This is a genomic window from Amycolatopsis aidingensis (genome assembly GCF_018885265.1).
Taxonomy (GTDB): Bacteria; Actinomycetota; Actinomycetes; order Mycobacteriales; family Pseudonocardiaceae; genus Amycolatopsis; species Amycolatopsis aidingensis.
The window spans coordinates 3,729,262-3,754,786 of sequence record NZ_CP076538.1 but is presented as its reverse complement, the minus strand read 5'-3'; the positions used below and the strand labels follow the sequence as shown (position 1 = coordinate 3,754,786).

Annotated in this window: 22 protein-coding genes; 9 read left to right on the top strand and 13 right to left on the bottom strand. The window is 69.0% G+C overall.

The window, feature by feature from the left end; genetic code table 11:
• Position 1: 1 nt before the first annotated feature.
• Entirely contained in the window at positions 2 to 535 is a 534-nt protein-coding gene (locus KOI47_RS17145; protein WP_216216930.1) for a DUF6879 family protein, read from the bottom strand.
• Positions 516 to 845: a hypothetical protein gene (locus KOI47_RS17140; protein WP_216216929.1), complete on the bottom strand. Its 330-nt coding sequence runs from the start codon at positions 843 to 845 to the stop codon at positions 516 to 518. The genes KOI47_RS17145 and KOI47_RS17140 overlap by 20 nt, the downstream gene beginning before the upstream one ends.
• A gap of 379 nt (positions 846 to 1,224) precedes the next feature.
• Between KOI47_RS17140 and fxlM the strand changes: the two genes are divergently transcribed.
• From fxlM to KOI47_RS17110, 6 genes are all read left to right on the top strand, one after another.
• Positions 1,225 to 2,010 (top strand): methyltransferase, FxLD system, encoded by a 786-nt coding sequence (fxlM, locus tag KOI47_RS35690; protein ID WP_232376804.1) that lies wholly within the window; start codon positions 1,225 to 1,227, stop codon positions 2,008 to 2,010.
• A gap of 512 nt (positions 2,011 to 2,522) precedes the next feature.
• Complete coding sequence (locus KOI47_RS17130; RefSeq protein ID WP_216217356.1) at positions 2,523 to 2,735, top strand: FxLD family lanthipeptide; 213 nt, start codon at positions 2,523 to 2,525, stop codon at positions 2,733 to 2,735.
• A 117-nt stretch (positions 2,736 to 2,852) separates the two neighbouring features.
• Positions 2,853 to 6,050, top strand: coding sequence for a lantibiotic dehydratase (locus tag KOI47_RS17125; protein WP_216216928.1), 3,198 nt, complete (start codon positions 2,853 to 2,855; stop codon positions 6,048 to 6,050).
• Positions 6,047 to 7,288 (top strand): lanthionine synthetase C family protein, encoded by a 1,242-nt coding sequence (locus KOI47_RS17120; RefSeq protein ID WP_216216927.1) that lies wholly within the window; start codon positions 6,047 to 6,049, stop codon positions 7,286 to 7,288. Before KOI47_RS17125 ends, KOI47_RS17120 begins: the two co-directional genes overlap by 4 nt.
• Positions 7,270 to 8,295, top strand: coding sequence for a thiopeptide-type bacteriocin biosynthesis protein (locus tag KOI47_RS17115; protein ID WP_216216926.1), 1,026 nt, complete (start codon positions 7,270 to 7,272; stop codon positions 8,293 to 8,295). The genes KOI47_RS17120 and KOI47_RS17115 overlap by 19 nt, the downstream gene beginning before the upstream one ends.
• An 80-nt stretch (positions 8,296 to 8,375) precedes the next feature.
• Positions 8,376 to 10,229: a pentapeptide repeat-containing protein gene (locus KOI47_RS17110; RefSeq protein ID WP_216216925.1), complete on the top strand. Its 1,854-nt coding sequence runs from the start codon at positions 8,376 to 8,378 to the stop codon at positions 10,227 to 10,229.
• A gap of 803 nt (positions 10,230 to 11,032) precedes the next feature.
• On the opposite strand, the gene KOI47_RS17105 is transcribed toward KOI47_RS17110, so the two are convergent.
• Entirely contained in the window at positions 11,033 to 14,032 is a 3,000-nt protein-coding gene (locus tag KOI47_RS17105) for an AfsR/SARP family transcriptional regulator (protein ID WP_216216924.1), read from the bottom strand.
• Between the two features lie 206 nt (positions 14,033 to 14,238).
• On the opposite strand from KOI47_RS17105, the gene KOI47_RS17100 reads away from it, so the two are divergent.
• Genes KOI47_RS17100 through KOI47_RS17090 form a run of 3 tightly spaced genes read left to right on the top strand, consistent with a single transcriptional unit; the run spans position 14,239 to position 16,740 of the window.
• A complete protein-coding gene (locus KOI47_RS17100) occupies positions 14,239 to 15,465 on the top strand; it encodes a hypothetical protein (RefSeq protein ID WP_216216923.1) in 1,227 nt (408 codons plus the stop codon).
• Positions 15,458 to 15,778, top strand: a complete 321-nt coding sequence (locus tag KOI47_RS17095) for a hypothetical protein (RefSeq protein ID WP_216216922.1) — start codon at positions 15,458 to 15,460, stop codon at positions 15,776 to 15,778. Before KOI47_RS17100 ends, KOI47_RS17095 begins: the two co-directional genes overlap by 8 nt.
• Positions 15,775 to 16,740, top strand: coding sequence for a carbohydrate kinase family protein (locus KOI47_RS17090; protein ID WP_216216921.1), 966 nt, complete (start codon positions 15,775 to 15,777; stop codon positions 16,738 to 16,740). Before KOI47_RS17095 ends, KOI47_RS17090 begins: the two co-directional genes overlap by 4 nt.
• Before the next feature lie 6 nt (positions 16,741 to 16,746).
• Here the strand turns inward: KOI47_RS17090 and KOI47_RS17085 are convergent, their stop codons facing one another.
• From KOI47_RS17085 to KOI47_RS17040, 10 genes are all read right to left on the bottom strand, one after another.
• Positions 16,747 to 18,729: a tetratricopeptide repeat protein gene (locus tag KOI47_RS17085; protein ID WP_216216920.1), complete on the bottom strand. Its 1,983-nt coding sequence runs from the start codon at positions 18,727 to 18,729 to the stop codon at positions 16,747 to 16,749.
• A 284-nt stretch (positions 18,730 to 19,013) separates the two neighbouring features.
• Positions 19,014 to 19,250: a hypothetical protein gene (locus KOI47_RS17080; protein ID WP_216216919.1), complete on the bottom strand. Its 237-nt coding sequence runs from the start codon at positions 19,248 to 19,250 to the stop codon at positions 19,014 to 19,016.
• A gap of 5 nt (positions 19,251 to 19,255) precedes the next feature.
• On the bottom strand, positions 19,256 to 19,879 hold the full coding sequence (locus KOI47_RS17075) for an RNA polymerase sigma factor (RefSeq protein WP_216216918.1): 624 nt from the start codon (positions 19,877 to 19,879) through the stop codon (positions 19,256 to 19,258).
• Positions 19,876 to 20,136 (bottom strand): hypothetical protein, encoded by a 261-nt coding sequence (locus tag KOI47_RS17070; RefSeq protein WP_216216917.1) that lies wholly within the window; start codon positions 20,134 to 20,136, stop codon positions 19,876 to 19,878. Before KOI47_RS17070 ends, KOI47_RS17075 begins: the two co-directional genes overlap by 4 nt.
• The gene (locus KOI47_RS17065; protein WP_216216916.1) at positions 20,136 to 20,384 is read right to left on the bottom strand and encodes a hypothetical protein; all 249 of its coding nucleotides are present in this window, start codon (positions 20,382 to 20,384) and stop codon (positions 20,136 to 20,138) included. Before KOI47_RS17065 ends, KOI47_RS17070 begins: the two co-directional genes overlap by 1 nt.
• A complete protein-coding gene (locus tag KOI47_RS17060; protein WP_216216915.1) occupies positions 20,381 to 21,094 on the bottom strand; it encodes a histidine phosphatase family protein in 714 nt (237 codons plus the stop codon). The genes KOI47_RS17065 and KOI47_RS17060 overlap by 4 nt, the downstream gene beginning before the upstream one ends.
• Positions 21,087 to 21,713, bottom strand: coding sequence for a nucleoside triphosphate pyrophosphohydrolase family protein (locus KOI47_RS17055; RefSeq protein WP_216216914.1), 627 nt, complete (start codon positions 21,711 to 21,713; stop codon positions 21,087 to 21,089). The genes KOI47_RS17060 and KOI47_RS17055 overlap by 8 nt, the downstream gene beginning before the upstream one ends.
• Positions 21,710 to 23,203, bottom strand: a complete 1,494-nt coding sequence (locus KOI47_RS17050; RefSeq protein WP_216216913.1) for an ARMT1-like domain-containing protein — start codon at positions 23,201 to 23,203, stop codon at positions 21,710 to 21,712. Before KOI47_RS17050 ends, KOI47_RS17055 begins: the two co-directional genes overlap by 4 nt.
• Positions 23,196 to 24,152, bottom strand: a complete 957-nt coding sequence (locus KOI47_RS17045) for a hypothetical protein (RefSeq protein WP_216216912.1) — start codon at positions 24,150 to 24,152, stop codon at positions 23,196 to 23,198. Before KOI47_RS17045 ends, KOI47_RS17050 begins: the two co-directional genes overlap by 8 nt.
• Entirely contained in the window at positions 24,149 to 24,697 is a 549-nt protein-coding gene (locus KOI47_RS17040) for a hypothetical protein (RefSeq protein WP_216216911.1), read from the bottom strand. The genes KOI47_RS17045 and KOI47_RS17040 overlap by 4 nt, the downstream gene beginning before the upstream one ends.
• Positions 24,698 to 25,525 lie beyond the last annotated feature (828 nt).

The window sequence follows — 25,525 nt, the reverse complement described above, 5'->3', positions numbered from 1 at the left end:
TTCAGGCCGTGGCGTGCTCGGTCTCCAGGTAGCGGTGGTGCGGGACGGCGGTCTGCCAGACCCGGTCTCGTACCGTGCGGCAGTGGCGCACGATGACGGGATCGGTGGTGGCGGCGCCGCCGGCGAACCGGCCGTCGGGTTCGAACACGGTGAACACGACGCGGTTGTCGTCGAAGAGCCAGAAGTCGTCCGCCGACAGCTGGTCGGGGTTGATCAGGTGCCGGGGTAGCCACCGGACGTCCTCGCCTGCGGCGGTGTTGTGTTCGGCCACGGTGAGTCCCCACCGGGTGTAGTCGCCGTGCGGGACGGTGACCACGCGGACGCGCCGTACGATGCGGCCGGTGCTGGTGGCGTTGCGGACCAGGTTCAGCCACGGCTGGAACCATGCGAAGTCGTCGTGTCGGCCGGTCAGGAACAGGTGGAACGGTTCCGACTCCTCCGGCGTGGTGTAGGTGTCCCGGACTTCCAGGTGGAACGCGTCGCGCTCGAATTCGCGGAAGAGCGCGTCGAACGCCTCACCCTGTAGCAGTTGCACTGACCCGTACCTCCTTCTTCGTCGGGACTTCGACGCAGGTTTCGTGTCCCGGGATGTCCATGGTCGCCAGCGCTGCGGCGTCGGTGACGGGCCGACCGGAGAGGATGAAGCTGCCGCGGCCCGTGTCGTCGAGGTGGGCGCCCAGGCATTTCCCTTCCTCGACGTGTCCGAGCAGGCGGTGGGGGATCTCGATCCGGGTGGGATGCCCGTGCACTTTCCATCCCTGCACCACGTAGGTACCGCGGTCCGTGGCGTACAGGGTCGGCGAGCCTCCGCCTTGTGTGTCTTTGCCGAGGAACCTGAGCTGCATGACTACCCCTTCCACCACGCAGGTGCGTGAGTTTGCTCGGACCCGTTGATAGTCGGCTCACCAGCGATGATTCGTCAACAAACGGCCACACGGTCAGGGTATCTTCGAGCAAACTGGAGCAAACTTCTGGCCCGGTCGTCACGGCTCGCCCTAGCGTGATCGCCGCCGTGCTGATCCGTGCCATCCCCGCGAACGACACACCATGCGCCTCCGCGGTGCCGGCAGCGGACACAGCACGGGGATTTCCGACACCAGACCACGCAAGGGGACGAGCAGCCAGGTGACCGCAGGCCGCGACCACGACACAAGCGCCGGATCCGATACTGCCCCGGGCAGGGATGCCCTGACCGCGAAGCGTGTGGCCAGAGCACGGGCGGCGATGATCGAACAGCTGTGGGAGCTGCACGCATTGCGCTCCGATCGCGTCGCCGCCGTGTTCGGCAGGATGGATCGGCATGCCTTCGCCCCCGAGGTGCCGGTGGACGAGGTGTATGCGGCGACGACCGCGGTGGTGACCAAACGGGACGAGCACGGTGCCGCCGTCAGCTCGATCAGCGCACCGCAGATTCAGGCGTTCATGCTGGAGCAGGCCGACATCCAGCCGGGTATGCGGGTGCTGGAGGTGGGTTCCGGCGGCCTCAACGCGGCCATGCTGGCCGAACTGGTCGGCGAGACCGGCGGTGTGACGACCATGGACATCGACCCCGAGATCACCGACCGGGCCCGCACCCTCCTGGACGCCGCCGGATACTCCCGCGTTCAGGTCGTGTGCGGCGACGCCGAAACCGGCCTGCCCGGCCTCGGCCTGTTCGATGTCGTCCTGGTGACCGTGGGCTGCTGGGATGTTCCGCCCGCGTGGATCGAGCACCTCATCGAGGGTGGACGGATCGTCGTTCCCCTGCGCATGCGCGGGATCACCCGGTCATTGAGCTTGCGGCGCACCGGTGATCATCTGGTCGCGGACTCGGCCGAGGTGTGTGGCTTCGTGAAGATCCGCGGTCAAGGGGCGCATCGGGAGCGGATGCTGCTGTTGCACGGGGACCGGATCGCGCTGCGTTTCGACGACGACACCTGCCCCATGATCCCTCCCACTGGACAGGGTGTTGGCGACCGACCGCGCCGACGCCTGGTCCGGGGTGACGGTCGGTGCCATGGAACCGTTTGACTCGCTGGTGCTGTGGCTGGCCAGTGTGCTGCCCGGGTTCTGCCTGCTGGCCGTCGACAGCGACTACGTCCCCGCCGAGGGCGACCCGGTGATGGCCGAGCCAGGTGGCCGATGGTTCCCCAGCGCCTCCGTCTACGACAGCGGGGATTCCTTCGCCTACCTGGCCAGTCGACGACTGCGACCGGGTGTGTTCGAGATGGGGGCCCATGGATTCGGCCCCCAAGCCCACGCGGCGGCGAAGACGCTGGCCGAGCAGGTTCGCACGTGGGATCGCCACCACCGGCGCGGCCCCGACCCGGTCATCACCATCTGGCCGCGCACCGCCCCCGACGACCTGGTCCACCAGGCCCACGCCGACGAACCGGCCAACCCGGATCCACCCCGCACGGTGGCGGTGATCGACAAACGGCACACCCGCGTCGCGATCTCCTGGCCAGCCCCACGGCCTGACACCACGGGCCGGCGGGCACGGCCAGGTTCCGGAGGACAACCGACACAGGAAGGACCGAAGGATGTCCAGCGCCACCAGCACGCTGCCCCACACCACGAACCCCAACGCATCGGCCGCGCGCTCCGCCGCCAGCCCCGACGGGGATTTCACGCTCGACTTCCAGGTGATCGAGGCGGCCTACCCACTGGCGAAGCTGTCCTGCGACACCAGCGACGGGTGCGGCCAGACCTGCTCGACCAGTGCCTGCAACAGCCAGGCCAACAACCCCGCCTGACCACCCCACGTCGGGTGCGTTGACGCCATGCCCCGTTGCGGCGTCAACGCACCCGCTTCCACGCCATGCCCACGCGGTGGGCCATTCGAAGCGGCCGCGAGGAGGAGGCGCACGCGTATGGCAGCACCACGGCACTTCCGCCACACCGGGCTGGTGGTGGTGCGGGCCAGCACCGACCCGGGCGGACTGCGCCTGCCCCGGCTGGATCTGCACACCGCCGAGGGCGCCGAGACCATCGGCCGCGCATGGTTGGCGCGGACGTGGGACCGCGGGACCGTGCGCACCGCGCTGCGGGTGGCCAGCCCTGCCCTCTGCAAGCGGATCACCACCGCCGTGTCGGGCACCCCGTTGAGCCGTCGGCAGTGGCGACGACTCCTCGTGGCCGTGTCGTCCTACCTCCTGCGGTGGCGAGGGAGAGCAACCCCGTTCGGCCTGTTCGCCGGTGTCACCACGGCCACGATCGGCCCATCGCCCCGGGCCATGTTCGGCGACGCCCACGCCGTGCGCGCACGCCTCGATCCGGACCGGCTGGCCGACCTGATCTCCTGGCTGGAACACGACCCCGCCGTGCTGGCCCATCTCCGACTGACCGTCAACAACGCCGGGACGACCCGCGGGGACCAGTTCGTCGTGCCCAGGCCGGTGGCCCCGGCCCGCGCGGGCAAGACCGGCACCACGTCTCCGCTCGCCGGGGACCTCAAGGCGATGGAGCTGGCGGTGCGCCGCAGCCGCCCAGTGGACGCCGTCCTCGCCGCAGCCGACCGACCTGTGCGCGGGCAGGAGCTGATCACGCGGCTGGAGCGGGACTTCACGGCCTCGTGCGAGCAGGTCACCACGATGCTGGCCGGGCTGATCGAGCACCACATTCTGGTGACGAACCTGCGGGCTCCCGCCACCAGCACCGATCCGGTGGCCCACCTGCTCACCGAACTCGACACCCTCCCGCCGCACGCCGATGCCCACGACGCGGAACGGGTGGCCACAGTCCGCGATGCGCTGCGTTGCCTGCACGAATCGCTATCCGAGCCCGATCTCGACCCTGGTGCCCCGATACCGTGCCCCGCCGGCATCCCCGGTCGGCACCGCAACACCGCGAGCGGCCCGAGCGGCACAACGACCGTCGCGCCCTCGACCAGGCCGGAGCCGCCAGCGATCGAGGTCGCCATCGACGGGCGTATCCAACTGCCGGAAACGGTGCTACACGAGGCCGAGACCGCGGCGTCGACGTTGTTGCGGCTGACCCGCGGCCCGTTCGGCACCGGCGCCTGGCGCGACTACCACCAGCGCTTCCGTGACCGCTACGGAACGGGCGCCGTGGTGGGAGTCCGCGAGCTGGTCTCCGATGCCGGCCTGGGGTATCCGGTGGGGTTCCTCGGCGCCGCCCGCGACCACCCGGTGCGACCGCTGACCGACCGCGACGCCGTTGTCCAACGGATGGTCCAGGAGGCCGTGCTCGACGGAGGCACCGAGATCCACCTGTCCGCGGACGACATCGAGCAACTCACCGTGGGCGACCACACGCAGCTGGTCCCGCCCGAGCGGGTCGAGATCGCCTTCCGCCTGCACGCCCACTCCGCCAACGCCCTGCAGCGCGGACGCTTCCAATTATGGGTAACGGGCGCTCCGCCCACCTCCAGCAGCATGATCGGACGCTTCGCTCCCCTACTCGATGCGCCCGCCCGCGACCGGTTGGCCGCCAGCTACGCGACATCGGACCCCGACGTGATGGTGGCGCAACTATCGTTCCCACCACGGCGGCCGCGCAACGACGCCGTCACCCGGGTCCCGTGCCTCATGCCGTGGCTGCTGCCCATCGCCGAACACCCCACTGTGAAGACCGATACGGACGGCAAGCCGGGCCGTCTTACTCTGCAGGACCTCGCGGTGACCGCCAGCGCCACGCGGTTCTTCCTGATTCACTGTCCGACCGGAAAGCGGGTCCAGGCCCACGTGCCGCACGCGCTGGAAACGACGGTGTTCACCCCACCGCTGGTGCGGTTCATCGCCGAGCTGGCCACGGCCCGCAGCGCGGTCTGGGGGCCGTTCGACTTCGGCGCCGCCCGGACCTTGCCGTTCCTGCCCAGAATCCGGGCCGGGCGAAGCGTGCTGGCACCAGCACGGTGGCTCCTGGATTCAGCCGACCTCCCGGGCCCGCGGGCGGAACCGCGCGACTGGCAGGACGCGCTCGCCGCGTGGCGACACCGGTGGCGCGTGCCCGCGCAGGTCGTGCTGTGTGAGGGCGAGCAGCGGCTACCACTCGACCTCGAGGACCCCACCCAGCTCAGCCTGCTTCGTACCCGGCTGCGCCGCGGGACCGAGGTGGAACTACGCGAAACCGCCCGGCCCGCCGACCAGGAGTGGATCGGCCGCGCAGCCGAGTTCGTCGTCCCGCTCACCACCACGCACCCGGACCGAACGCGCGCGATGCCGCGTACCGGCCCCACCAGGTCCACGGGCACCGATGACCGGAATGCGTCCCGTCCTCACCTGCCTATGACCTCGACGCTGCTGATGGCGCAGGTCGACGGCCATCCACAACGGTTCGACACCATCCTCACCACGCACCTCCCGCAACTCCGCGACCGCATCCGCGACGCCGCCGTGCGGACGTGGTTTCGCCGCCACCACGACACCACCCGCCCCGAATCCGACCACTACCTGCAACTCTGGGTGCGTCTCACCAGCACCGACCAGTACGGCACGGTCGCGGCCCAGATCGCCGAATGGACCGCCGAGCTGCGCCAGGCCGCGTTGGCCGCGCACCTGCGCTTCGACACCGCGTGGACCCAGCCCGGCAAGTACGGCACCGACCTTCCCGCAGCGGAACAGGTCTTCGCGACCGATTCGGCCGCCGCGCTGGCCCAGCTCGGCCTCGTCCAGGACGCTCATCTACCCAACCCGGTGGTCGCCGCCGTGTCGATGGCCGACCTGGCGACCGCGCTCGCCCCGACACCACACCAGGGATGGCGATGGCTGACCACCGTCCTCGGCCAGCAGCACGGCCCGACCGACCCCACCCTGCGCGAGCACGCCCTGCACCTCGCAAAGCATCTCGGCCACCCCACCCACGAACCACGACCACACCACACCGCGGCCGAAGCCGCGGTGCTCACCGCGTGGGCGCACCGCCGGACCGCTCTCACCGAGTACCGAACCCGCCTCGACCGCGACCCGTCGACCGTGCTGCGGGCGCTGCTGCACGACCACGTCACCCGCGCGGTCGCCGTCCACCCCGAACAGGAAGAGGCAACCAACCGGCTCGCCCGCGCGATCGCCCTGCGCGCCACGGCACTCGCCTCCCAGGAGCACCCATGAGGCCCCCGACCCACCTCGGTGCCGACGCCGAGCACGTACCGCTGATCGACCGACTGACCTATCCGCTCGCGACACCGAGCACAACCGCGCACACCGGGCAGGCCCAGTCGCTGGCACGCGGGGCCGCCGGTGTCGCCCTATGGCACATCCACCAGGCGCACCGCAACACTCCAGGCGCCCGGACCCGGGCACATCGGTGGGTGCAGGCGGCACTGGCCGAACCGGTCAGCAACGCCGACACCGCCGGGCTGTTCGCCGGACTACCCGCCATCACCTTCGTCGTCCACACCGCGCAGGACCTCATCCCCGAGTACGAATCCGCCCTCGAGAAACTCGACGCCCACCTGATCCGGCTGACCCATCGCCGTGTCGACGCGGCGCTGGCCCGGATCGACCGGGGCGAGCCCGCCTCCTTCGCCGAGTACGACCTCCTGCGTGGACTGACCGGCATCGGCCAAGTCCTGCTGCACTTCCTGCCCACTTCCGACGCGCTCGAACGAATCCTGCGATACCTCGTGCGACTCACCCGACCAATACGGGTCGAGGGCGACACCCTGCCCGGCTGGTGGGTCGGCCACGGCCCCGACCCCTCGCTGCCCACACCCGGCGGGCACGCCAACCTCGGACTCGCGCACGGCATCGCCGGCCCCCTGGCCCTCCTCGCCACCGCCACCCGGGCCGACATCACCGTGCAAGGACAGCAGGACGCCGTCCACGCCTTCTGTGCCGACCTCGACCAATGGCGCCAGAACCCCGACACCGGCTCGTGGTGGCCGTACTGGATCACCCGCGACAACCACACCCAGCGGCACATCACCCAGCGAACTCCTGGACGCCCGTCCTGGTGCTACGGCACCCCCGGCATCGCCCGCACCTACCAGCTCGCCGCACTCGCCACCGGCGACACCGCCCGGCGGCACACCGCCGAAACCGCGCTGGCCTCCTGCCTTGCCGACGACACGCAACTGAACCAGATCACCGATCTCGGCCTCTGCCACGGCTGGGCAGGCCTCTACGCCACCGCCGCACGCGCCGCCGCAGACAGCAGCACCCCCGCGCTTACCGAGCTTCTGCCGTCCCTGGCCCAACAGCTCCTCAGAAACGCCGCCACCAGCGGACCGTCCGAGGACGGATTCCTCGACGGCGCCGCGGGCCTGGCCCTCGCCCTGAGCGAAGCCGCCGACAGCACCGCACCCAGTGCCATATCCGGATGGGACCGATGCCTGCTCATCACCTAGCCACCCCAGCCGCCAGCACCGGCGCCCCGCCGGATGTCCTGGCCTCCGCAGTGCACAGCGTCCTGGCCGGCACCCCACCCGCCGAGGCCTGCACCCGCCACGGACTCACCGACCACGACCTCGACGACGCGGTGGAGACCTACTGCCAAGCCGGCAGCACCGCCCTGTACGACCGCGCCGCAGACGCCGGATGGTGGCAGGCGCACCTGGAGTTCGCCGACTGGCGCCACGCCGAACACCTCGCCAGCACCGTCCTCGAGCCACACCTACGCGACTGGCACGCCAACGGGCTACTCGAGGCCTGGTGGTTCATCCGCAAAGCGCCCTGCTGGCGCCTCCGCCTACGCCCCGCCAACAGCACAAACGCCTTGCCGCCCACTGCCGGAGCCCTCTTCGACCAGCTCGTCGACAGCGGACACCTCCGCCACTGGCAACCCACCCACTACGAACCCGAGACCCTGGCCTTCGGCGGACCGACCGGAATCAGCATCGCCCACCGCCTCTTCAGCGCCGACAGCGCCAACCTGCTCCACTACCTCGGCCACATCGAGCCACCCCTCGGCCGGCGCGAGCTCTCCCTGCTGCTGTGCACAACGCTCCTCCGTGCCGCAGGCCTGGAATGGTTCGAAACCGGCGACGTCTGGCACCGCGTCACCTGCCTACGAACCAACCCCGACCACCCCAGCACCGCGCACGGCCACCACGCCACCCTGACCCACCAACTGCACACGCTGCTGACCTACGACACCCGACCCACCGGACCCATCTTCGGACCAAACGCCCCCGCGGCCACCCTCCGGCCCTGGGCCGAAGCCTTCCACCACGCCGGACACGCCCTCGCCACCGCAGCACACCACGCCACCCTGCACCGCGGGCTCCGAGCCGTCCTCGCCCACCACGTGATCTTCCACTGGAACCGACTCGGCCTCCACACCACCACACAACACGCACTCGCCCACGCCGCCACCACCGCCATCCACCACCACGAGCACGGAACCCAAGCATGAGCACCCCTGCGACCAGCTCAATGCGCGGAGGATCGCGACGTGGCAAGAGCGGAATCGGGATGAGGTGCTAGAACGGAGCGATGTCACCGTCGCCAGAGGTGTGGGACCTCGACCCGGACTGGCCGACCTGCGCGGCGGCGGTGGAGCCAGCCTGTCCCGGTATCCGGGCCAGCGGGTTCGATCGTTGCCTCACCCATCTGACCACGGCTGAGTTCGAGACCGTCCTGGACCGCCTCGAGCCCGGTGCCGACCTGGACCTACGCGGCACCACCCTCGACAGTGACGTCCTCGAGCGCCTGCTCACTGCCCTGACCGCAGATAACGAACGCGGTGCGCGCATCGGCTTTCTCCACGGCACACGCACCCGCTTCACGGGCACCGCCTGGTTCGCCCGCGTCCGTTTCGAGGGGACCGCCGGGTTCGTCGGCGCCCGCTTCGAGGGGACCGCCAGGTTCGACGACGCACACTTCGCGAGGCACGCCGGGTTCACCAGCGCCCGCTTCGCGAGGGACGCCGGGTTCGACGACGCACACTTCGGCGGGACCGCCAGGTTCGCCGCTGCCCGCTTCGCGGGACACGCCTGGTTCGACGACGTCCGCTTCGAGGGGACCGCCAGGTTCGACGACGCACACTTCGCGAGGCACGCCGAGTTCGTCCGCGCCCACTTCGCGGGGAACACCCAGTTTGCCTGCGCCCGCTTCGCGGGGTACGCCGGGTTCGCCGGCGCCCACTTCCAGGCGGCTGGCCAGCTGGGGCCGTTGAGTGCCGCGGAGGTGGTTCTGGATGGGGCCGTGTTCTGTCGGCGGATGGTGGTGGAAGCGGCCGCGCATCGGGTGTCGTGCGATGGTGCCCGGTTCGAGGAGGGCATGGCGCTACGCCTGCGACACACGCAGGTCAGCTTCCAGAATGTGACCTTGGGCGGTCCTTCGTCGATCCAAGGAAATCCCCACGCCTTCCCAACAATCCTCGGGGCCGAGGGGACGCCGCCGGAGGAAGATCCGTCCAGGGCGGCGGACCAGCCAGAACCGGAACCCGGAGCTGGGACTTATCCGGACACCGAGGACCTACCGGTGTTGTTGTCGGTGAGGGAGACCGATCTGTCCGAGATGCTGCTGATCGATGTCGATCTACGGTGGTGCCGGTTCGCGGGGGCGCATCACCTGGATCTGCTGCGGATCGAGGGCCGCAGCCCGTTCGACCGGCCTCCGACCGGCTGGCATGCGGGCTGGGCGTGGCCACCGGTATGGCGCTGGACTCGCCGGTCTGTGCTGGCCGAGGAACACCACTGGCGCCACGACCAACGCAAGAGCCGCGGCTGGCGCCATGGCCACGACCAACGCAAGGCCCGCGGCTGGCACTCCTCCTCACCTGGGCAGGATGCGGTGGCTGCGGTCGGGCCGGTACGGCTGGCCGCGCTGTACCGATCCCTGCGCAAATCGCTGGAGGACAGCAAAGATCAAGCCGGCGCCGGGGACTTCTACTACGGCGAGATGGAAGCCCGCCGCCACTCCGGCCCCGTACGGGACCGGGTCGTGCTCAGCGCCTACTGGCTACTCTCCGGCTATGGGCAGCGCGTCCTGCGCCCCCTGGTCGCCCTCGCCGCCCTGGTCGGAGTGATCACCGTGTTGCTGGTCGGCTGGGGCCTGCCCGACTCCCCACCCCCACAGCAGATCACCGGCACCCTGCCCGTTGCCGAGCAGCAGGTCACCCTGGCCGTGCGCGACGCCTCGCCCACACTCCCACCGGCAGCGCAGCGCTGGAACTGGAACCGTGCTGGCAAAGCGGCACAGATCGCGATGAGCTCGGTCGTCTTCCGCGACGGCGGCCAGAAGCTCACCCCCGCCGGCACCTGGACCATCATGGCTGGTCGCTTCCTCGGCCCCGCACTCCTCCTCCTGGCGATCCTCGCCATCCGTGCCCGAGTCAAACGCTAACGCCGCACCTCGGAGCACACCCGAAACGGGCCCGGGGCACCGACATCTGCCGGTGAACCGGCCCATCAGAGACCAACAGCCGCCCAGGTCGCTCGGCGATATGCCGGGCGGGGCTTGACGAGTTGTTGTTATCCGTCCCGGTCCAGGTTCCAAGACTCGAATCATAACTGTTGTGAGAAATAGCGTCAGGACTCGACCGAGACTCCCGGGGCGTAATTTGATATCGCCAATTCTGAACAGTCAGGAATATCTGAATGAACTGCAGGCTACCGCTTGCGTTTCCCGCAACCTTGGATATCAAGCCCGAATCCAAGCGTTCGGTGAACAAATTATCAAAACAAGCCCGACAATTCGTTCCCAGCATCCAGCGATCAGCTTGCCACGACCACGCGGCGCCGAGTTAGCACCCAGGACGACGGGACCACCCACAGTAGCATATCGACACGTTCGGTGACATCGCCCGAACCAGAAGGAGGGAGCGCGTTGCGAGATCATGCCACTTGAGGGCTAAACGGAGTAGCTTATACCGCCAGGTGGTCCTTCCATAGGAGTCCCCCAGCGGAGTCACCGATCGCCAGAACTGCGACACTGGCCACATGCGTACCAAATACCTCATGAACCACATGCCGGGCGGGCACTCGACCCTGCGAGTAGCCGCTGGACTATGCCTTGCCGGGGCGCTGTTCTTGTCCGCACCGAGCACGCCGGTCACGACCACATACACGGCGGCTCCGTCGACTGACTGGTACCAGCCCACCATTTTGGCTACTGCCCAGTAGGAGTCGCGCCACCGGTTCGCGCCCCTACCAGTTGGTCGCCGCCGGGCGCGAACTCCCAATTTCTTGCCGAAACAATGGAATGGTTCGGTCGTCCGGGATGACATCATCTCCGGCTTCCAGCAGCGCAAGTTTGTCGCGTATCGAGCCTGCGATCGTAACGCCGGTCTCACCCGATATCTCTAGCGCCTCATTCCATTTCGCGCGCGCTGTCGCGCTGTCCCCCATCGCCAGACATGCCTCGGCGAGAGCATCGAGCGCTCGGGCCACGCCGGGGAGATTGCCCGTGGAGCGGCACAGTTCCACAGATCGTCGAGCCGCCGCGGCGGCGGCAGGATGCGCAGCGAGCGCCAGCTGCGCGGAGGCAAGTGTTCGGAGCGCCTCGGCGGCCTGACGATCATCACGTGTCTGGTCATAGATGGTGAGCGCGTTCTCACAGTGCCGCACGGCGGCTGCCGGATCGCCCTTATCGAGCAGGAGGCTGCCCAGCTGCGCCAGTGTCTGCGCTCGCTCCCCGGGGGAACCGACGTTCATGCGAAGTTTCAGTGCCTGGCGGTAGTGCTGTGCTGCGAGGTCGAGCCGCCGCGTTCGTTGGTACAGGTCGCCGAGACGGTGATACACCCGGGCCTGCCCCGGCTTGTCGTCGTTGCCCTCGGATATCCGGAGGCTTTCCTGGTACAGCTGCACCGCCTTTCGGTACCGGCCGCGTTCGAGGTACGTGTTGGCGATGTTGTGGAGGGCTATCGCCTCGCCTGCGGCCTCGTCGATCATCCGGAAGATGTCGAGCGCTTGCCGGAAGTGTCTTTCGGCGTCGCCGTACTCGCCGAGTTTGAACTCGACGAATCCGAGGTTGTTCAGTTGCCCTGCCTCACCGTCTCGTGCGCCGGCGATACGCGCCGACTCCAGCGCGCGATGGTGGATCTCCAGCAGATCGCGAGGATCGCCGTACCGGCGGAGTACCTCGGTGAACGCGCCGACGAGTCGCCACATATGATCGTGAAAGCCGTACTCGACCGCAGTTCGGCAGACGGCCAGCACCTGGGGCCGCTCGCGCACGCACCAGCTCATCGCGTCCTCGGGGCTCTCGAATGACCGAGGCGTCACGTTCGGATCCAGGCGCAACGACGGAATGTCGACCAGCTGTGGCGCGAGAACCCGAAAAGCGCTGACGACGGAGCCGAGATACCAATCGAGTACGCGCCGGACGGCAGCATACCGTTCTTGGGTGTCCTCCCGACTCACCAGGTCGCTCGCGTAGAGGTGTAACAAGTCATGTAAGCGATAGCCGTCGCTGGTTTGCTGCTGGATCAGGTGTGCGCCAAGAAGTATCTCGAGTGCGCGCTCAGTCTCGGCCACGGTGAGGCCGGCAACCGCGGCGGCGGCTGGTGTGCTCACGTATGGACTCGGGTGCAGGCCGAGCAGCCGGAAAAGGCGCTCCGCTACGGACGACAGTGCCGTGCACGACCATGTGAAGACAGCGCGGAGCGTCGAACGGTCTCCGTCTCCGTGCGATCCGGCGTCCAACAACCGTTTGCGCTCGCCGCGTAACTGGTCGACGAGTTCCTGGACCTCGACGTTGCTGCGTGCCGCCACGTGTTCCCCGACGATCTGTAGCGCAAGCGGCAGTCCTCCGCACAGCGAGGCAAGGTTCTGTATCGCGGCCGGGTCCGGTGCCACGCGCACATCCCGCATGCGATGCCGCAGCAGGCTCACCGACTCGTCCGGTTCAAAAACCGTCACCGGAACGGTGTAGGCCCCCTCGTTGTAGGCGAGGGTGCTGAGCTTCTGTCTGCTGGTGATCAGCACCGGGCACGAGGACGTCGCCGTGAGCAGAAGTCGCACGTGTTCGGAGTCGCGCACATTGTCCAGCACGACCAGAACTCGGCGTCCGTTCAAGGTGTGGCGCAGCAACGCGGCCCGTTCGTGGACGTCATCGGGAACCCGGTCGCGGACTCCCAGCTCCTCCAGGAAGTTGGCCAGGACGGTCGTCGGCCTCGTCGGTGCGTCGATCCCGTAGCCGTGGAGGTCCGCGTACAGTTGTCCGTCCGGGAAATGGGTACTGCGGGTACGTGCCCAGTGAACGGCGACGGTCGTCTTGCCCACACCCGGACTCCCGTCCAGTGCGACGACGGATGGAGCCCCGTCTCTGAGCAGGAGGGAGTCGAGACGTTCCAGGACAGCTTCCCTGCCAACGAAGAAGGAGGGGTCACGCGGAAGCTGGCATGGTGGCGACCTGCGCGCCGTCGGGTCGACCTGCGTGATCGGCATGTCGAGGTCGGGCGTTCGGTGTTCGTCCACAAGCCGCTCGTAGAGCGACACCAACCACTCGCTGGGCTGAGTGTCGAACTCATCGAGTAGTCGAGAGCTGAAGTCGCCGAAGAAGCTGGTAAGGCCTCCCATGTCGCCGGATCCGGCCAGCGCCCTGAGATACAGCTCGGCGAACGCCTCGTCCGTCTCGTACTCGTCCAGGAGCGGGCGCAGTTCCTGAATGACGTGGTCATGGTGGCCGAGCGCCAGGTGGGTCCGGAACAGGAGACGATAAACCGGATGCAGATCCCGCAGGACCAGCTTCTCCCTGGTGCGTTGCGCCCAGGACGTCGTCACGTCCGCCAGCGGCGGTCCTGCCCAGAGTTCGACCGCCCTGCTCAGGACGTGGACGGTCGTATCGTTGTCCGCCTGCTGACTGGCGACCCGCCCCTTGTTGGCAAGATGACAGAAATGGTGGTAGTCGACCGATAACAGGTCGGTCCGAAGCCTGTAGTGACCGTGCTCCGTGGCCAGCGTCGCGCCCGTCTGAGCCTTCTTCAGTGCCGCACGCACCTTCGATACGTATGGCTGCAGGGTCTTGCGCGCATCAGCCGGAACACATTCGCCGCCCCACAGGCCGTCCACGATGTAGTCGGCGTGCACGGGCTTATTCGCGTGCAGAAGCAGTATCCCAAGTAGGCCCCGCAGCTTGACCGATCGAAGATCGATGGCCTCGTTTCCGACGTCGAGGCGCACCGGTCCCAGAATCTGGAACACCACGGGCACTCTCCCCGGCCTGAATGGCACAGCCCTCCCAACAGGCAGTGTGACCGCATCGCACAACCGAGGACAACATGATCACATCATGTTATCCCATTGTTACAACAGGTAGCAGTCCATTGGTCAGCGGATTGCAACCGGTTTGCTCAGTGAGGCTCGCACGGTCAGAACTCCAGCGATTCCGCCACTTGTCGAGGGGAGAGACCGTGAACGAGCCAGAGTGGTCAGCGGTGCCGATCGGCATCGACGCGAAGCGGTGGACAACGCGAGGAAGCAGGCGAACCGTTCTCGTGGTCGTGCACACCGTCGTGTCAGGGCAACGCCTGCTGGACATCGTCGGCCTCATCGAATCCGATCCGCGGGTACAGGTCGTCTATACCCGCGGCCCGGACATCTTCCACGGCGGCGTCGAGGAGTTCCTGCGCTCGATCGGCGCATTGGAGATTCCGTGGCAACAGGCCGTCCGCGAACAGTTCGACCTCGCGATCGCAGCCGCATACGGCGGACTGGCCCAACTCCACGCGCCGATCATGGTACTGCCACACGGCGCCGGATACGCGAAGCAAACGCCGCAGGGTGACGGCAACGGCCCGACCACAGGACGGGCCGTCTACGGCCTCGGCACGGAACACCTGGTCCGAGACGGCCGCGTCGTGCCGTCCTCGATCGTGCTCTCGCACTTCGCCCAACGGGAGGTCCTCGCGCGCCAGTGCCCGCCGGCCGCGGATGTCGCCCTGGTAGCCGGCGATCCGTGCTACGACAGATTGCGAGCCAGCCTCGAGCTGCGGGACAGCTGCCGGGACGCTATCGGCATCCAGCCCGGCCAGCGATTGGTCGTGATCGCATCGACGTGGGGTCCTCATTCACTTCTCGCCCGATCGATGCGCCTGATCTCCGCGTTGATCGACGAGCTGCCCCGAAACCGCTATCGAGCAGCGGCTTTGTTCCATCCAGCGGTGTGGTTCGGTCACGGGATCCGGCAGGTCCGCTCGTGGTTCACCGACCAGCGAGCGGCCGGCTTGATCGTCGCCGGTCCGGACGTGGACTGGCGCTCGGTGTTGATCGCCGCCGACTACGTGGTTGGCGACCATGGATCCGTTTCCACCTACGCAGCCGCCATTGGCAAGCCGGTCCTGCAGGCATCGTTCCCATCCGAAGAGATCGATGAGACGTCTGCACAGGCCTACGTCGGTTCGGTCGCATACCGGCTGTCGCGGTCGAGGCGGATCGAGCCGCAACTGCGCGATGCCGCGTCCACATGGCAGGTGCGGCCCGAAGACGTGGCCGAACGGTTGACCTCCTGCCCGGGACAGGCACATCGCCTTCTCCGCGAGGAGATGTACCGGCTACTGGCGTTGTCGGTCCCCGGTCGGCACCGCGCGGTAGAGCCGGTCGAACTTCCCACGTTTGGTGGTGACCGCCGTTATGCATGACATCACCGACGACCTCGGCCCGGCCATCGCGGTCGAGCCGGACAGCAACCGCGCACGACTGCAAAGTGCTGATGTCCTGTTGGCCGACCATCCGACTCGGGAGTCCGGCGTCCGATGGCTCGGTCGGGTGTTCGACCGATATCCGGGCTGTTCGATCGCAGTTGCCCGGCACGAGGACGGCCGCTGGTGGCTGATAACCATCCGCGGTGACGGGCGAGTACACACCTGCCGAAGCGGTGCCGAACCAGCGACGCGTGCCGTGGTCGAACGCCTGGTCGAGGGGATCTACCTGAGGGCGGTGTCCAGGACATGATGACTACCGGTTCCGTTCCCCCAGGCCGAAATCCGTATCTGGTGCTCGTCGCAGGTGTGGTCAACGTCCGGATCGCCCGTGGTGTCGGCACCTTCCGTAAGCGACCTGCGTCCAGTGTGGTCGACAACGGTGGCATCAGCGTGCGTCTTTCCGGTACAGGATGGACACTGACCCGAACACTGGAGCAGCTCGGTACCGATGTCGCCTTCGCAACCTACGTCGGCACGGACGAACTCGGAAATCTGGTCGCCCAGCAGCTGGCACAGTACGGGCACCTCGGAGCCACGGCGCTTCGGTGTGACTCACAACCACGCGCGATGGTTCTTTACGACCGCCACGGACGGCGGGCAAACGTGACCGACCTGCGGTCCACTCCGGACCTCCGATACCCGGCTCACGTCGTGCAACCGATGCTGGACGCCGGTTGCGAGGCGGCTCTGCTGACCAACATCGGCTTCACCCGATCGTTGCTCCCCAGCGTGATCGACCGGGGGATCCCGGTGATTACCGATCTACATCTCGTCGAGTCGGCGGACTGCGAGTACAACCGCGACTGGATGCGAGCAGCCCACGTGCTGGCCTGTTCACACGAGCGGTTACCGACGAACCCAGAGTCATGGATCCGCGAAACGTGGCGGCGGTTCGGCACCAGCATCACACTGGTCGGATGTGGTCCGGGGGGTGTCGTTGTCGGTGATCGGCGTTCTCGCCGCATCTGGCGGGTCGAGTCGTGCGCTCCACGCGGGGTTCGGTATGTCAGCGGTGCCGGGGACACGTTTCTGGCGTCTTTCGTGCATCACTACCTGCGCCTTGGGGACGCCGTGGCGGCGACGCGCAACGCGGTGCTGGCGGCCGGCTGGAAGGTAGGCGGGCATCCGGACGAGGATGTAGGCGTTCCGCGGGAACGGCTCGCGAGGCTGCGTGCCACGCACGGGTTACCTGGCGCGACGCAACTACGGTGAACGGGTCTACGGCCAGCGCGAGTCGGCCGCCGTTCCGAGAGCCTCGGCGATGTCGTCCTGCCGCCGAGCCTCGGCCGAATCACCGACTCGCCTGGCCAGCTCGGCCAGGGCTCGATGAACCTGGCCACGCTGCTGGTGCGCTCCATGCTCGGCGAGTACGGTCACTGCGCCCTGCAGGAGAGCACGAGCGGTGTCGTGGCGCTCCAGGTACATCTCTGCCGCTCCGAGGGAGGCCGCGGCCCGCGCGTCGTTGTACCGATCCGGCACGTCCAGGCTGGCGAACAGGTCACGCGCTCTACGCAGCCGTTCAGCGGCCCGTTCAAAATCGCCCAATCGGATAAGCGTCCGGCCTAACTCCACGAGCGTCAGCGCCTCACCCCGGCGTTTTCCCAACGCTCGCAGAATCGCCAGGGTCTGATCAAACGTCGCCGCCGCAAGGTCGAACTGTCCGGTCTCCGCCTGGAGGAAGGCCAGGTTCTTCAGCGCACTGGCCTCTCCTCGCCGGTCAGCCCGGTCGCGAGTGCGGTGCAGCATCTCCTCGGCATGCTGCTCGGCCTGGTCGAAGCGTCCGAGGTGCGCGTACGCTCTGGCCAGGCGTTTCTGTGTACTGTTCTCCGCACGCACACTCCCCCATTCACGGGCGGCCCGCAGCGCGACCTCGCCGACCTCGAGCGCCTGACGCTCATGCTTGTGCAGGATGAACAACGGCTGGAGAACATCAGCCAAGTGGTAGGCAAGCTCGGCCCACTGTCGTTGGGCGGCTTCTCGCGTAGCAGCGATCAGGACCAGACGGTGGCGCTCCAGCCAGTCCAGGGCTGCCTCGTGCCCTGCTACGTCGTCCGGCAGGGTGAACGTATCCGCCGACGGCTCGAAGGCGTAGTCGAGCACGCGACGCGCCGGCATCACGACCTCACTCATGGACCTCGCCGCGAACAGGTACCAGTCCAGCATCTTCCGAACCACGGTCGCTCGATCGTGATCACTATCGTGCTGGAGTGCTTGGTCCTGCGCGTGGACCCGCACCAAATCGTGAAACTGGTAGTGGCGGTCGTCCACCTCTTCGAGGAGGCTGGCATCAACCAAGCCGTCCAACGCATCCCGGGCGTCAGCAACGCCCATCTCGAGCGCCGCCGACGCCACCTCGGCGGCGAAGAGACCACCGGGATGAAGTCCCATCGTCCGGTACACCCGTCGCGCATGCACGTCGAGGTCGGTGTAGGCGACGTCGAACATGGAACGCACGGAGAGGTCCTCCTCGGCCGACAGCCGGTCCAGTCGCAGCCGCTCGTTGGAAAGGTCATCGACCATGCGGGCGAGCGGACGTCGGGGGCGCGACGCCACTCGAGCCGCTGCTACACACAGCGCAATCGGCAATCCGCCGCACAGGTGGACCAACGCTGTCGCCGGGTTCCGTTCACGTCGCACCCGCTGGTTTCCCACACGATACGAAAGCAGTTCGAGTGCCCCGTCGGGGTCCAGCGGATCAACCTGAACTGCGTGCGCACCGGCTGCCAGCAGCCCCAACAGCGGTCGGCGACTCGTCACCACGGCGAGCCCGCTGCCGGACGCCGGCACCAGCACGCGGGCCTGTGCGGCGGAGGCGGCGTTGTCCAGTAGCACCGCCACCGCTCGGCCCGCGGTCACTGATCGGAACAACGCCGTGCGCTCAGCCAGCCCGGTCGGTACCTGCCTCGGGGCAACACCCAACGCACGGAGAAACTGGCCCAGCACGTCTTCGGACGAGATCGGCTCGCCTGTCGACAGCGCGAGGTCCGCATACAGCTGCCCGTCCGGAAACCGATCGGTCAGTTGATCCAGCCAGCGGAGCGCCAAGGCTGTCTTTCCGACACCTCCCTGTCCCCGCAGCAGGACGATGGTGGGCGCAATCTCGTCCGGGCCTTGCAGAAACTCGTCTAATGTAGACAGTTCTCGTTGCCGGTTGGCGAACCGAGAAGGCGGCGGAAGTAACTGCCGGGGAACCAGCGTCACGCTGGACGCGTCACCATGGTGGATGTGTACATCACCATGCACTGCACCAGCCTGGACCGCTGAACCCCGTACGTAGCCGGATATCTCGTTCCCGCCACCGACGGTGATCTCAGCGGCGGGGTCCAGTCTGTCCCCGGAGTCGCTCACGTCCGCACCCCCCGCGACCACGCCGAATTTCCTTACCTTACGACCATACGGTATGAGTGTCGTTTCGTTGAGCGTCGAACGTGCGCAGTACGTCTTCGGTGACTTCGCAAGCACGGGCCCACGCGGCCGGATCACGATCACGTTTCTGGGACCGTGCCAGCGGAGGTCTGCTGAGGGATGCGCTGGACGGCCTGCTCGAACAGCGGGGTGAGGCGTTCGACGGCGCCCCAGGCGAGGATGAGGCAGCAGGTGTCGCCGTGTTGGCCGGCGATCGTGACCTGGACTTCGTTGCCTGAGGTGTCCAGTTCGAAGGTGGACTGCTCGTCCACGTACATGCAGGTGTCGGTGCAGAGCCCGCCGTTGGTAGGCCTCATGGTGGTTACCTCCCTGCCCCGGCCTGAGCAGGGGCGATGTGCCGCAGGACGCGTGCTCGTCGTTGTTCGGCGTCCGGGGCGGCGTTGATCTTGCTGTGTTCTTCGGCGAAGTAGCGCCGTAGCTGGTTGCGGGCGCGGTAGGCCAGGGCGTCGACGGCAGCCGAGGTGAGGTTCAGTGCCGCGCACACGACGGCCTTGGTTGTGCCCTCGATGGCGGTCAGCCCCAGCACTGCCCGGTATCGGGGTGGGAGTCGGTTGAAGGCCTCCACCACGGCCGCCTGCTGCGCCCGATCGGTATCCCCTGGTTCCGTGTGGCCGGCGGTGGCGAGGTGGTGGCCGAGGCGTTCGGCGAGTTCGCGGTCCCGCCGTGCCCGGAGGAGGGACTGTGCTGCCGCCCTGCGCATGGCGACGCGGAGGTAGGGCAGGAACGTCGTGTCCCCGGGCCCGCGGCCGTGCAGGAGTGCGGTCAGGGTGTTGTCGAAGGCCGTGGCCACCAGTTCGTCCGCGTCGACCTGTGCACCGGCGTAGCGGCGGGCCACGCGGGTGGCGTCGGCGCGGTGGGCCGCGAACAGGTGGCCGTAGGCGTCGAGGTCGCCGTCCCGGACGCGGCTGGTCAGGTCGGTGGTCATGATGGGGGCCGTTCGATGAGGCGGTGGCGGCCGCCGACGTTGGGGTTGCCGGTGGCCCGGTGCGCCGCCGGGGCGTCGACGCTGCGCGGCTGCTGGTGTGTGGCCTGTGCGCGTGCGGCGGTGGCGTGGACGGATACGGCGGGGTCGTGGAAGCTGTGGTTTCCGCGGTGCGCTCGGCCGGTGAAGGCCAGCCCGAGCCAGAACCCGACGGCGATCGCCATCAGGCACGCGCCGACCAGAGCCGTGACCGGGACCATCACTGCTCCCCCGTCGACGGTGGCTGTGCCGCGGCGGCCGCGCACCGCCGGCACAGGTCCTCGCTTGCGTGGGACAGCATCTCGGCCTCGCCGGGAGCGAACTGCTGGCCGCACAACGCGGTGAGCACCCGCACGTAGTCGCCGATCGTGACCGGCTGGCCCGTGCGGGCCGGTGGTGGCACCAGGTGCACCGTGCGGGGAACCCCGGTCCGGGGTATGAATCGGATGAGGCGCAGCGAGTCACTCATCGGGGCGTCCGTTCTCCGGGGCCAGTGAGTGGCGGGTTCTCGTCTTCGTCGGTGGCCGGCCAGACCAGATCGAGCAGGTGCGCGAGGTCGTTGTGCGCGCTGAGATGCCAGCGCTGGGCCAGGAGCGGAACGTGCGGCCGTTCGGTGACGGCGGCCAGGCGGGTGATACCGGCCGGGTGCGCGTCGACGGTCAGCCGGTGCAGATCCGCGTGCCCGGAGAGCAGGGCGACGGCCGCGGTGATCACCTCGGAGTGCGCGATGACGAGGATCCGCCCGTCGGTGGTGTGGTGGTGGAAGAGGTCCCGGAGGCAGGCGTGGGTCCGGTGCAGGAAGTGCCACCAGGATTCGCCGCCGTCGATCAGGGGACGGCTGGGCCGGTCCGGGTCGGGTGGCCACCGGCGTCGCAGCTCTTCCCAGGGGTAGCCTTCGGCCTGTGGGCCGGGATCGGGCACGCGCAGGGCGGGCTCAACGATGGGCTCGAGGTCGAGGTGCTCGGCGACCGCCTGGGCGGTCTGGCGTGCACGCAGGACCGGGCTGGCGTGGATCCGCAGGACGGGCCGCCCGCGGTCGTGCTCGGCGCGCAGCCGGTGGCCGAGCCGGTGGGCCTGCCATCGGCCGAGGTCGGTCAGGCCGCCGCAGGCGTCGCTGGCGATGACCCCGTTCACGGAGCAGTGGGCCTGGCCGTGCCGGGCCAGGAGGATCTCACGCATCGGCGGTGTCCTGGTCGGTGCTGGTGTCGCGGAGGTAGCCGTCGCGCTGGTAGGCGCGGTAATGGCGGCCGAGACAGGCCCACAGCACGTCGCCGAGGTCGAGGACCGCGGCGAGGGTGAGGACGCGCTCCACGAGCTCGGCGACCGTGTCGCGTAGTTGTGCCGGGGTGGCGGTGCCGTGCTTGTCCTGCTTGACGCCCATGCCCCGGGTGTGGTGCACGGCGGCGGCCAGGGCGCCCGCGCTGGCGGTGAGCTCGGCCAGCAACCGGTAGCAGCCCGCCGGGTCGTCCCCGCAGGTACGGGTGGCCGGTGCGGGCAGGTGGAAGGGGATCCCGTAGTGGCCGGCGATGCCGGCGGCGGCGCGCAGCACGTCCTCCACTTCCTTGCCCGCGCCCAGGCGCAGCAGGTCCCGGGACGGGCCGGTCGGGCTGTTCGGCAGGGCAGTGCCGACCTCGTACAGCGCGAGGACCGCGTCGGCCAGTTCGCCGAGTTCCTCCAGCAGCCGGCCCAGGCGGTCGCCGGGGGTGTTGTGGTGCGGGAAGCGCCGGTCGAGTGCGGCGGCGATGCGGGCCAGCGCGGTGGCGTGCTCCACCGGCGTGCCGTGCTGATCGTGGATCACGAGGGTGCTCCTGGAGGGTCGGTGACCAGGCGCGCCTGGTGCAGCAGGTGGCGGTCGTGCGGTGCGAGCCTGGTGCGGGCAAGCCCGTGGGCCAGGGTGCGGATCTCCGCGCGGGCGAGGTCGGGATAGTCGCGGCTCAGCTGCGGCCAGCACCGCAGGAGCAGGGCGAGGTCGCGGCGCTGCGCCTCGGGGTCGGTCTCGCGGCGGTGCCGGTCGGCGATGGTGGTCCAGCACGCCGGGACGGGGCGGTCGTCGGCCACGGGCAGGATGCGGTGCGCCCGGCCGCGCCAGCCCCACCACGGTCGCTGGCCGGGGGCTGCGTGCACGAACATCAGTGGGCCCGGTCGGGCGTCGTAGCCGGCCTGTGCCTCGGTGAACTCCCGCGCGACCACGTATCCGGTCCACAGTGGCCGGTCGAGTGTGCCGGTGAGCAGTTCGTGGTTGCGGCCGCCTTTCACCACGACCGCGTCGGCCTCGTGCAGCGTCCGCAGCACGGTGGGGTGCAGCTTGTCCAGCAGGACGGTCGCGGTGGCCGGGCCGTGCGGGGTGATCGTGACCCGGCCGGTATCGACGGCGGCGGCGAGGTCCCGCAGCGCGGCATGACCGAGCAGGAGCCGGACATCGGCGTGGGTGGCGTCGTTGTCCGTGCGGCGGCTGCGCGGCGCCACGGTGACCCGGAGCCGGGGATGGCGGCGGAGTAGGTGCTGCAGGAACTGCAGGTCGATCGCGGTTTCGATCAGGTCGTCGGTGAACAGCACCAGGTGTGCCGCACCGGCGCCCACGGTGGTGTGCAAGGCGGCCAGGTGGTCCACAGCCCGGGGGCGTTGCGCGGAGACCACCAGCGCGGCCGCCACCCGGGCGGGCCAGTTCGCACCGCGGGGGATCGTCAGCGGCTGGCATACGGCCCGGCCACCTTTGATGCCCAGGTCGAGCAGTCCGGCGGTCAGTGCCCAGCGGCACAGCTCGTCGCTGTCAGCGGGTTGCTGGCGCGCGGCCAGGCCGGTCAGCAACCCCATGGCCACACCCCGGCTCCGGTCGACGCTGGCGGGCAATGGATCGAGGTCGTGTCCGGGATCGCCGGTCAGGCACCAGGCCGCGACCCGATCGATCAGGTACGGCGCCTCCTGGTTCCACACCGTCTCGGCCACCGGCCGCCCGTCGTGATCCGGCAGCTCCAGCACCCGCCGCACCTGGTCATGGACGTGCTCCGCGGCCGCGCCGCTCGAGGTGCGGGAGCGCGCGCCCAGTCGCCGGGTGACCAGGTCACGCAGCCACACGGCCCCGTCCCGCTCCTCGGGGGCCAGCCACCGTGGACGGCTCTCCAGCCGTTCGGCGAGGGTGAACGAGTCCGGGACGCCGACCAGCAGCGACCCCGCCTCACCAGGCTCGCAGCCGCGGCCCAGCACGGTGTCGCGGTGCTCACGCCATCCCGCCGCGTCGACCGTGACCCACTGGGACGGCGGCAGCATCGGTGGCCGGGCGTCACACATCGGACACCGCCACCTCGCCGACCCGGTCGTCCCAGTACAGGGCACGGCCGGTCTCGTGGTCGGACAGGTCGGTCTCGGTGAAGGCGTACATGTCCACCGCGAACAGCCGACCGTCCGGGCGGATGCCGTACTGCGTCCGGGATCGATCGCGCGGGGTCGGCTTGTACCGGCGGCCGGTGCCGACCTCGGCCAGGTCGAGCGCCCCCGACACCGGGCCGGCCGCCCCGTCCGCGGCACCCAGGTCGTAGATCGGCTTGAACGCCACGAACCGGGAATCGTCGATCACGTCCCCCACAGTCTTGCGGGACAGGCCCGCGCCGCGCAGGATCGCCTCGGTCACCTCGCGCGCCTCGGCCTCCTGGGCCGCGGTGGTCTTCACGTTCAGCCGCAACCGCCGCGCGTCCGCTCTGGTCTCGCCGCGGTCCGCGGGCAGTTCCCACAACGGCTTGGCAATCCGTACATCGGCCGCCAGAGCGGCCACGTAGTCCTCGGTGCCCCAGGTGGCGTCCGCGGGGGTGATCGTGATCTTCAGCTGGGACACCAGCACCGGCATCGCCGCCAGCACGGTCAGCGCCTGCCGCGCCGTCCGGCGCCCCTCCGACCCGTTGGTCACCACATACAACCCCTGCCCACCCAGGCGCTCCCGCCACAACAACGCCAGGTCAGCGGCGGTCGCCGTACCGTCCCGCCGGGTGCGCGACACCCAGTCCAGCGGATCCGAGATCCGCCAGCAGTGCACGGTCCGCTCCGGCCGGGCAGACAGCCCCAGCCGACGCCGCGCGGCGGCGACCGAGTGAAGACGACGAGACAGCGTCCGCAACGAGGCCCGCTCCACCCGAGCGGCCGAACCATACGCCGGGCAATGCCGGCACCCCCGCGCACAGTTGTCGATCGCCAGCACGAACCCCAACTGCGACACGACCTCCGCGGCACTCAGTGCCGGGGTCATGACGCCGGCCCCGTCCGCGTCGCGGCGAGCTCGGTCCACAATCGCCGCTTCCACCGCGCCACGCTCACCGGCGTGTCCGGGTACAGCAACGCCGGAGCGCACCGGCGAACATGATGCCGGCGCCCGGCAATCACCTCCCGCAACCGATCCGCCGCCCCGGTAGCGTCGGCAACCTCGGCCGACAGGTACATCCGATACACCCGGTACGCCGCCGCGATCACCGCATCGATCGACTCCGCGCACCGCTGCGCATCCGGGCACCGCTCCTGCGCCGGGCACTGCACCACCAGATCCGCCGTCCAGTGCGCGGCAGGCGGCGGGAACGGATGCACACCCCACGCCGCACGCAGCGCCCGAACGGTGGAACGGTCCTTCCGCCGCAGGATCGTCCGCAACTGGGCCACGCTGAGATCCGGCAACAACCGGCCCAGCCGGGCAACCCGCACCGGCGGCCGAGCCGCCAGCCGCACCACCAGCGCCGTCGTATCCGGCGGCAGCAGCGCAGGCAACGACACCGACTCCGCCACCAGCGGCCGACCGGCCACCTGAACGTCCTGGAACACCGCAAGATCAGTGGCCCGGTCAACATCCGGACGGCGGCACTGATCGGCCTCATCCGACAACCACGACCGCAACCGCTCGGCCTTACCCTGCCCCCGCAAGGCAGTCACCAGCCGATCCGACGCGGTATAGCACTCCAGCCCCTCCGCGGCGCCCAACGCCGCAGCCGCGGTGCTCTTCCCCGTACACGTCTCCCCGGTCACCACAACCACCGGAGACACCGCCGACAGCCCCGCCCCGGCAACATCATCGCCGCCAGAGCCCGCCATCACCCCCGCGTCCTGGATCACCACGCCGACCCCTCCTCATCGTCGAATCCGATCGCATCTCGTCGAACACCAAGCCGGACAAAACACACCCCCATCGCCACCGCAGCCACAGACCACGCACCCCGGCCAACCGGCGCCTCACCGTCGCCCGGCCCCATGCGGGAGAAGGGGCCGGACCACGGGTCCCGGGGCGCGCCGCCGGAGGGGCGAGCGTCATAACGGCAGCGCGACCGCACCGGTATCCCAGAAGCCAAGCGGTAAGCGATCGGGCAACGGCCGCTCAGCCGTGACTAGCGGCCACGTTCATCAGCCCGCGCCGCCGCGACAGCGTCATGTCGCCGCATCGCAGCGGCGATCACCGCGGCAGCCAGGTAGCCCCGCAAGCGGCCCACATCAAGCGGATCGAGGACCGCAACCTCGCCGTCACCGAACCGCAGAGCGACCCGGTTCTCCGCGTCGAGACCAACACCGAGCCGTTGCCGGTGCCCGGTCCCATCACGGCACGACACCAACTCCTCGCGACTCCTTCGGGATCTCCATCCC

What these genes read in the sequence shown, in the direction of transcription:
- KOI47_RS17050 (WP_216216913.1), bottom strand. Translation starts at nt 23,203, where the DNA reads ATGTGTGACGCCCGGCCACCGATGCTGCCGCCGTCCCAGTGGGTCACG.
- KOI47_RS17060 (WP_216216915.1), bottom strand. Translation starts at nt 21,094, where the DNA reads ATGCGTGAGATCCTCCTGGCCCGGCACGGCCAGGCCCACTGCTCCGTG.
- KOI47_RS17070 (WP_216216917.1), bottom strand. Translation starts at nt 20,136, where the DNA reads ATGGTCCCGGTCACGGCTCTGGTCGGCGCGTGCCTGATGGCGATCGCC.
- KOI47_RS17120 (WP_216216927.1), top strand. Translation starts at nt 6,047, where the DNA reads ATGAGGCCCCCGACCCACCTCGGTGCCGACGCCGAGCACGTACCGCTG.
- KOI47_RS17140 (WP_216216929.1), bottom strand. Translation starts at nt 845, where the DNA reads ATGCAGCTCAGGTTCCTCGGCAAAGACACACAAGGCGGAGGCTCGCCG.
- fxlM (WP_232376804.1), top strand. Translation starts at nt 1,225, where the DNA reads ATGATCGAACAGCTGTGGGAGCTGCACGCATTGCGCTCCGATCGCGTC.
- KOI47_RS17075 (WP_216216918.1), bottom strand. Translation starts at nt 19,879, where the DNA reads ATGACCACCGACCTGACCAGCCGCGTCCGGGACGGCGACCTCGACGCC.
- KOI47_RS17065 (WP_216216916.1), bottom strand. Translation starts at nt 20,384, where the DNA reads ATGAGTGACTCGCTGCGCCTCATCCGATTCATACCCCGGACCGGGGTT.
- KOI47_RS17095 (WP_216216922.1), top strand. Translation starts at nt 15,458, where the DNA reads ATGCATGACATCACCGACGACCTCGGCCCGGCCATCGCGGTCGAGCCG.
- KOI47_RS17045 (WP_216216912.1), bottom strand. Translation starts at nt 24,152, where the DNA reads ATGACCCCGGCACTGAGTGCCGCGGAGGTCGTGTCGCAGTTGGGGTTC.
- KOI47_RS17130 (WP_216217356.1), top strand. Translation starts at nt 2,523, where the DNA reads ATGTCCAGCGCCACCAGCACGCTGCCCCACACCACGAACCCCAACGCA.
- KOI47_RS17115 (WP_216216926.1), top strand. Translation starts at nt 7,270, where the DNA reads ATGCCTGCTCATCACCTAGCCACCCCAGCCGCCAGCACCGGCGCCCCG.
- KOI47_RS17090 (WP_216216921.1), top strand. Translation starts at nt 15,775, where the DNA reads ATGATGACTACCGGTTCCGTTCCCCCAGGCCGAAATCCGTATCTGGTG.
- KOI47_RS17125 (WP_216216928.1), top strand. Translation starts at nt 2,853, where the DNA reads ATGGCAGCACCACGGCACTTCCGCCACACCGGGCTGGTGGTGGTGCGG.
- KOI47_RS17110 (WP_216216925.1), top strand. Translation starts at nt 8,376, where the DNA reads ATGTCACCGTCGCCAGAGGTGTGGGACCTCGACCCGGACTGGCCGACC.
- KOI47_RS17080 (WP_216216919.1), bottom strand. Translation starts at nt 19,250, where the DNA reads ATGAGGCCTACCAACGGCGGGCTCTGCACCGACACCTGCATGTACGTG.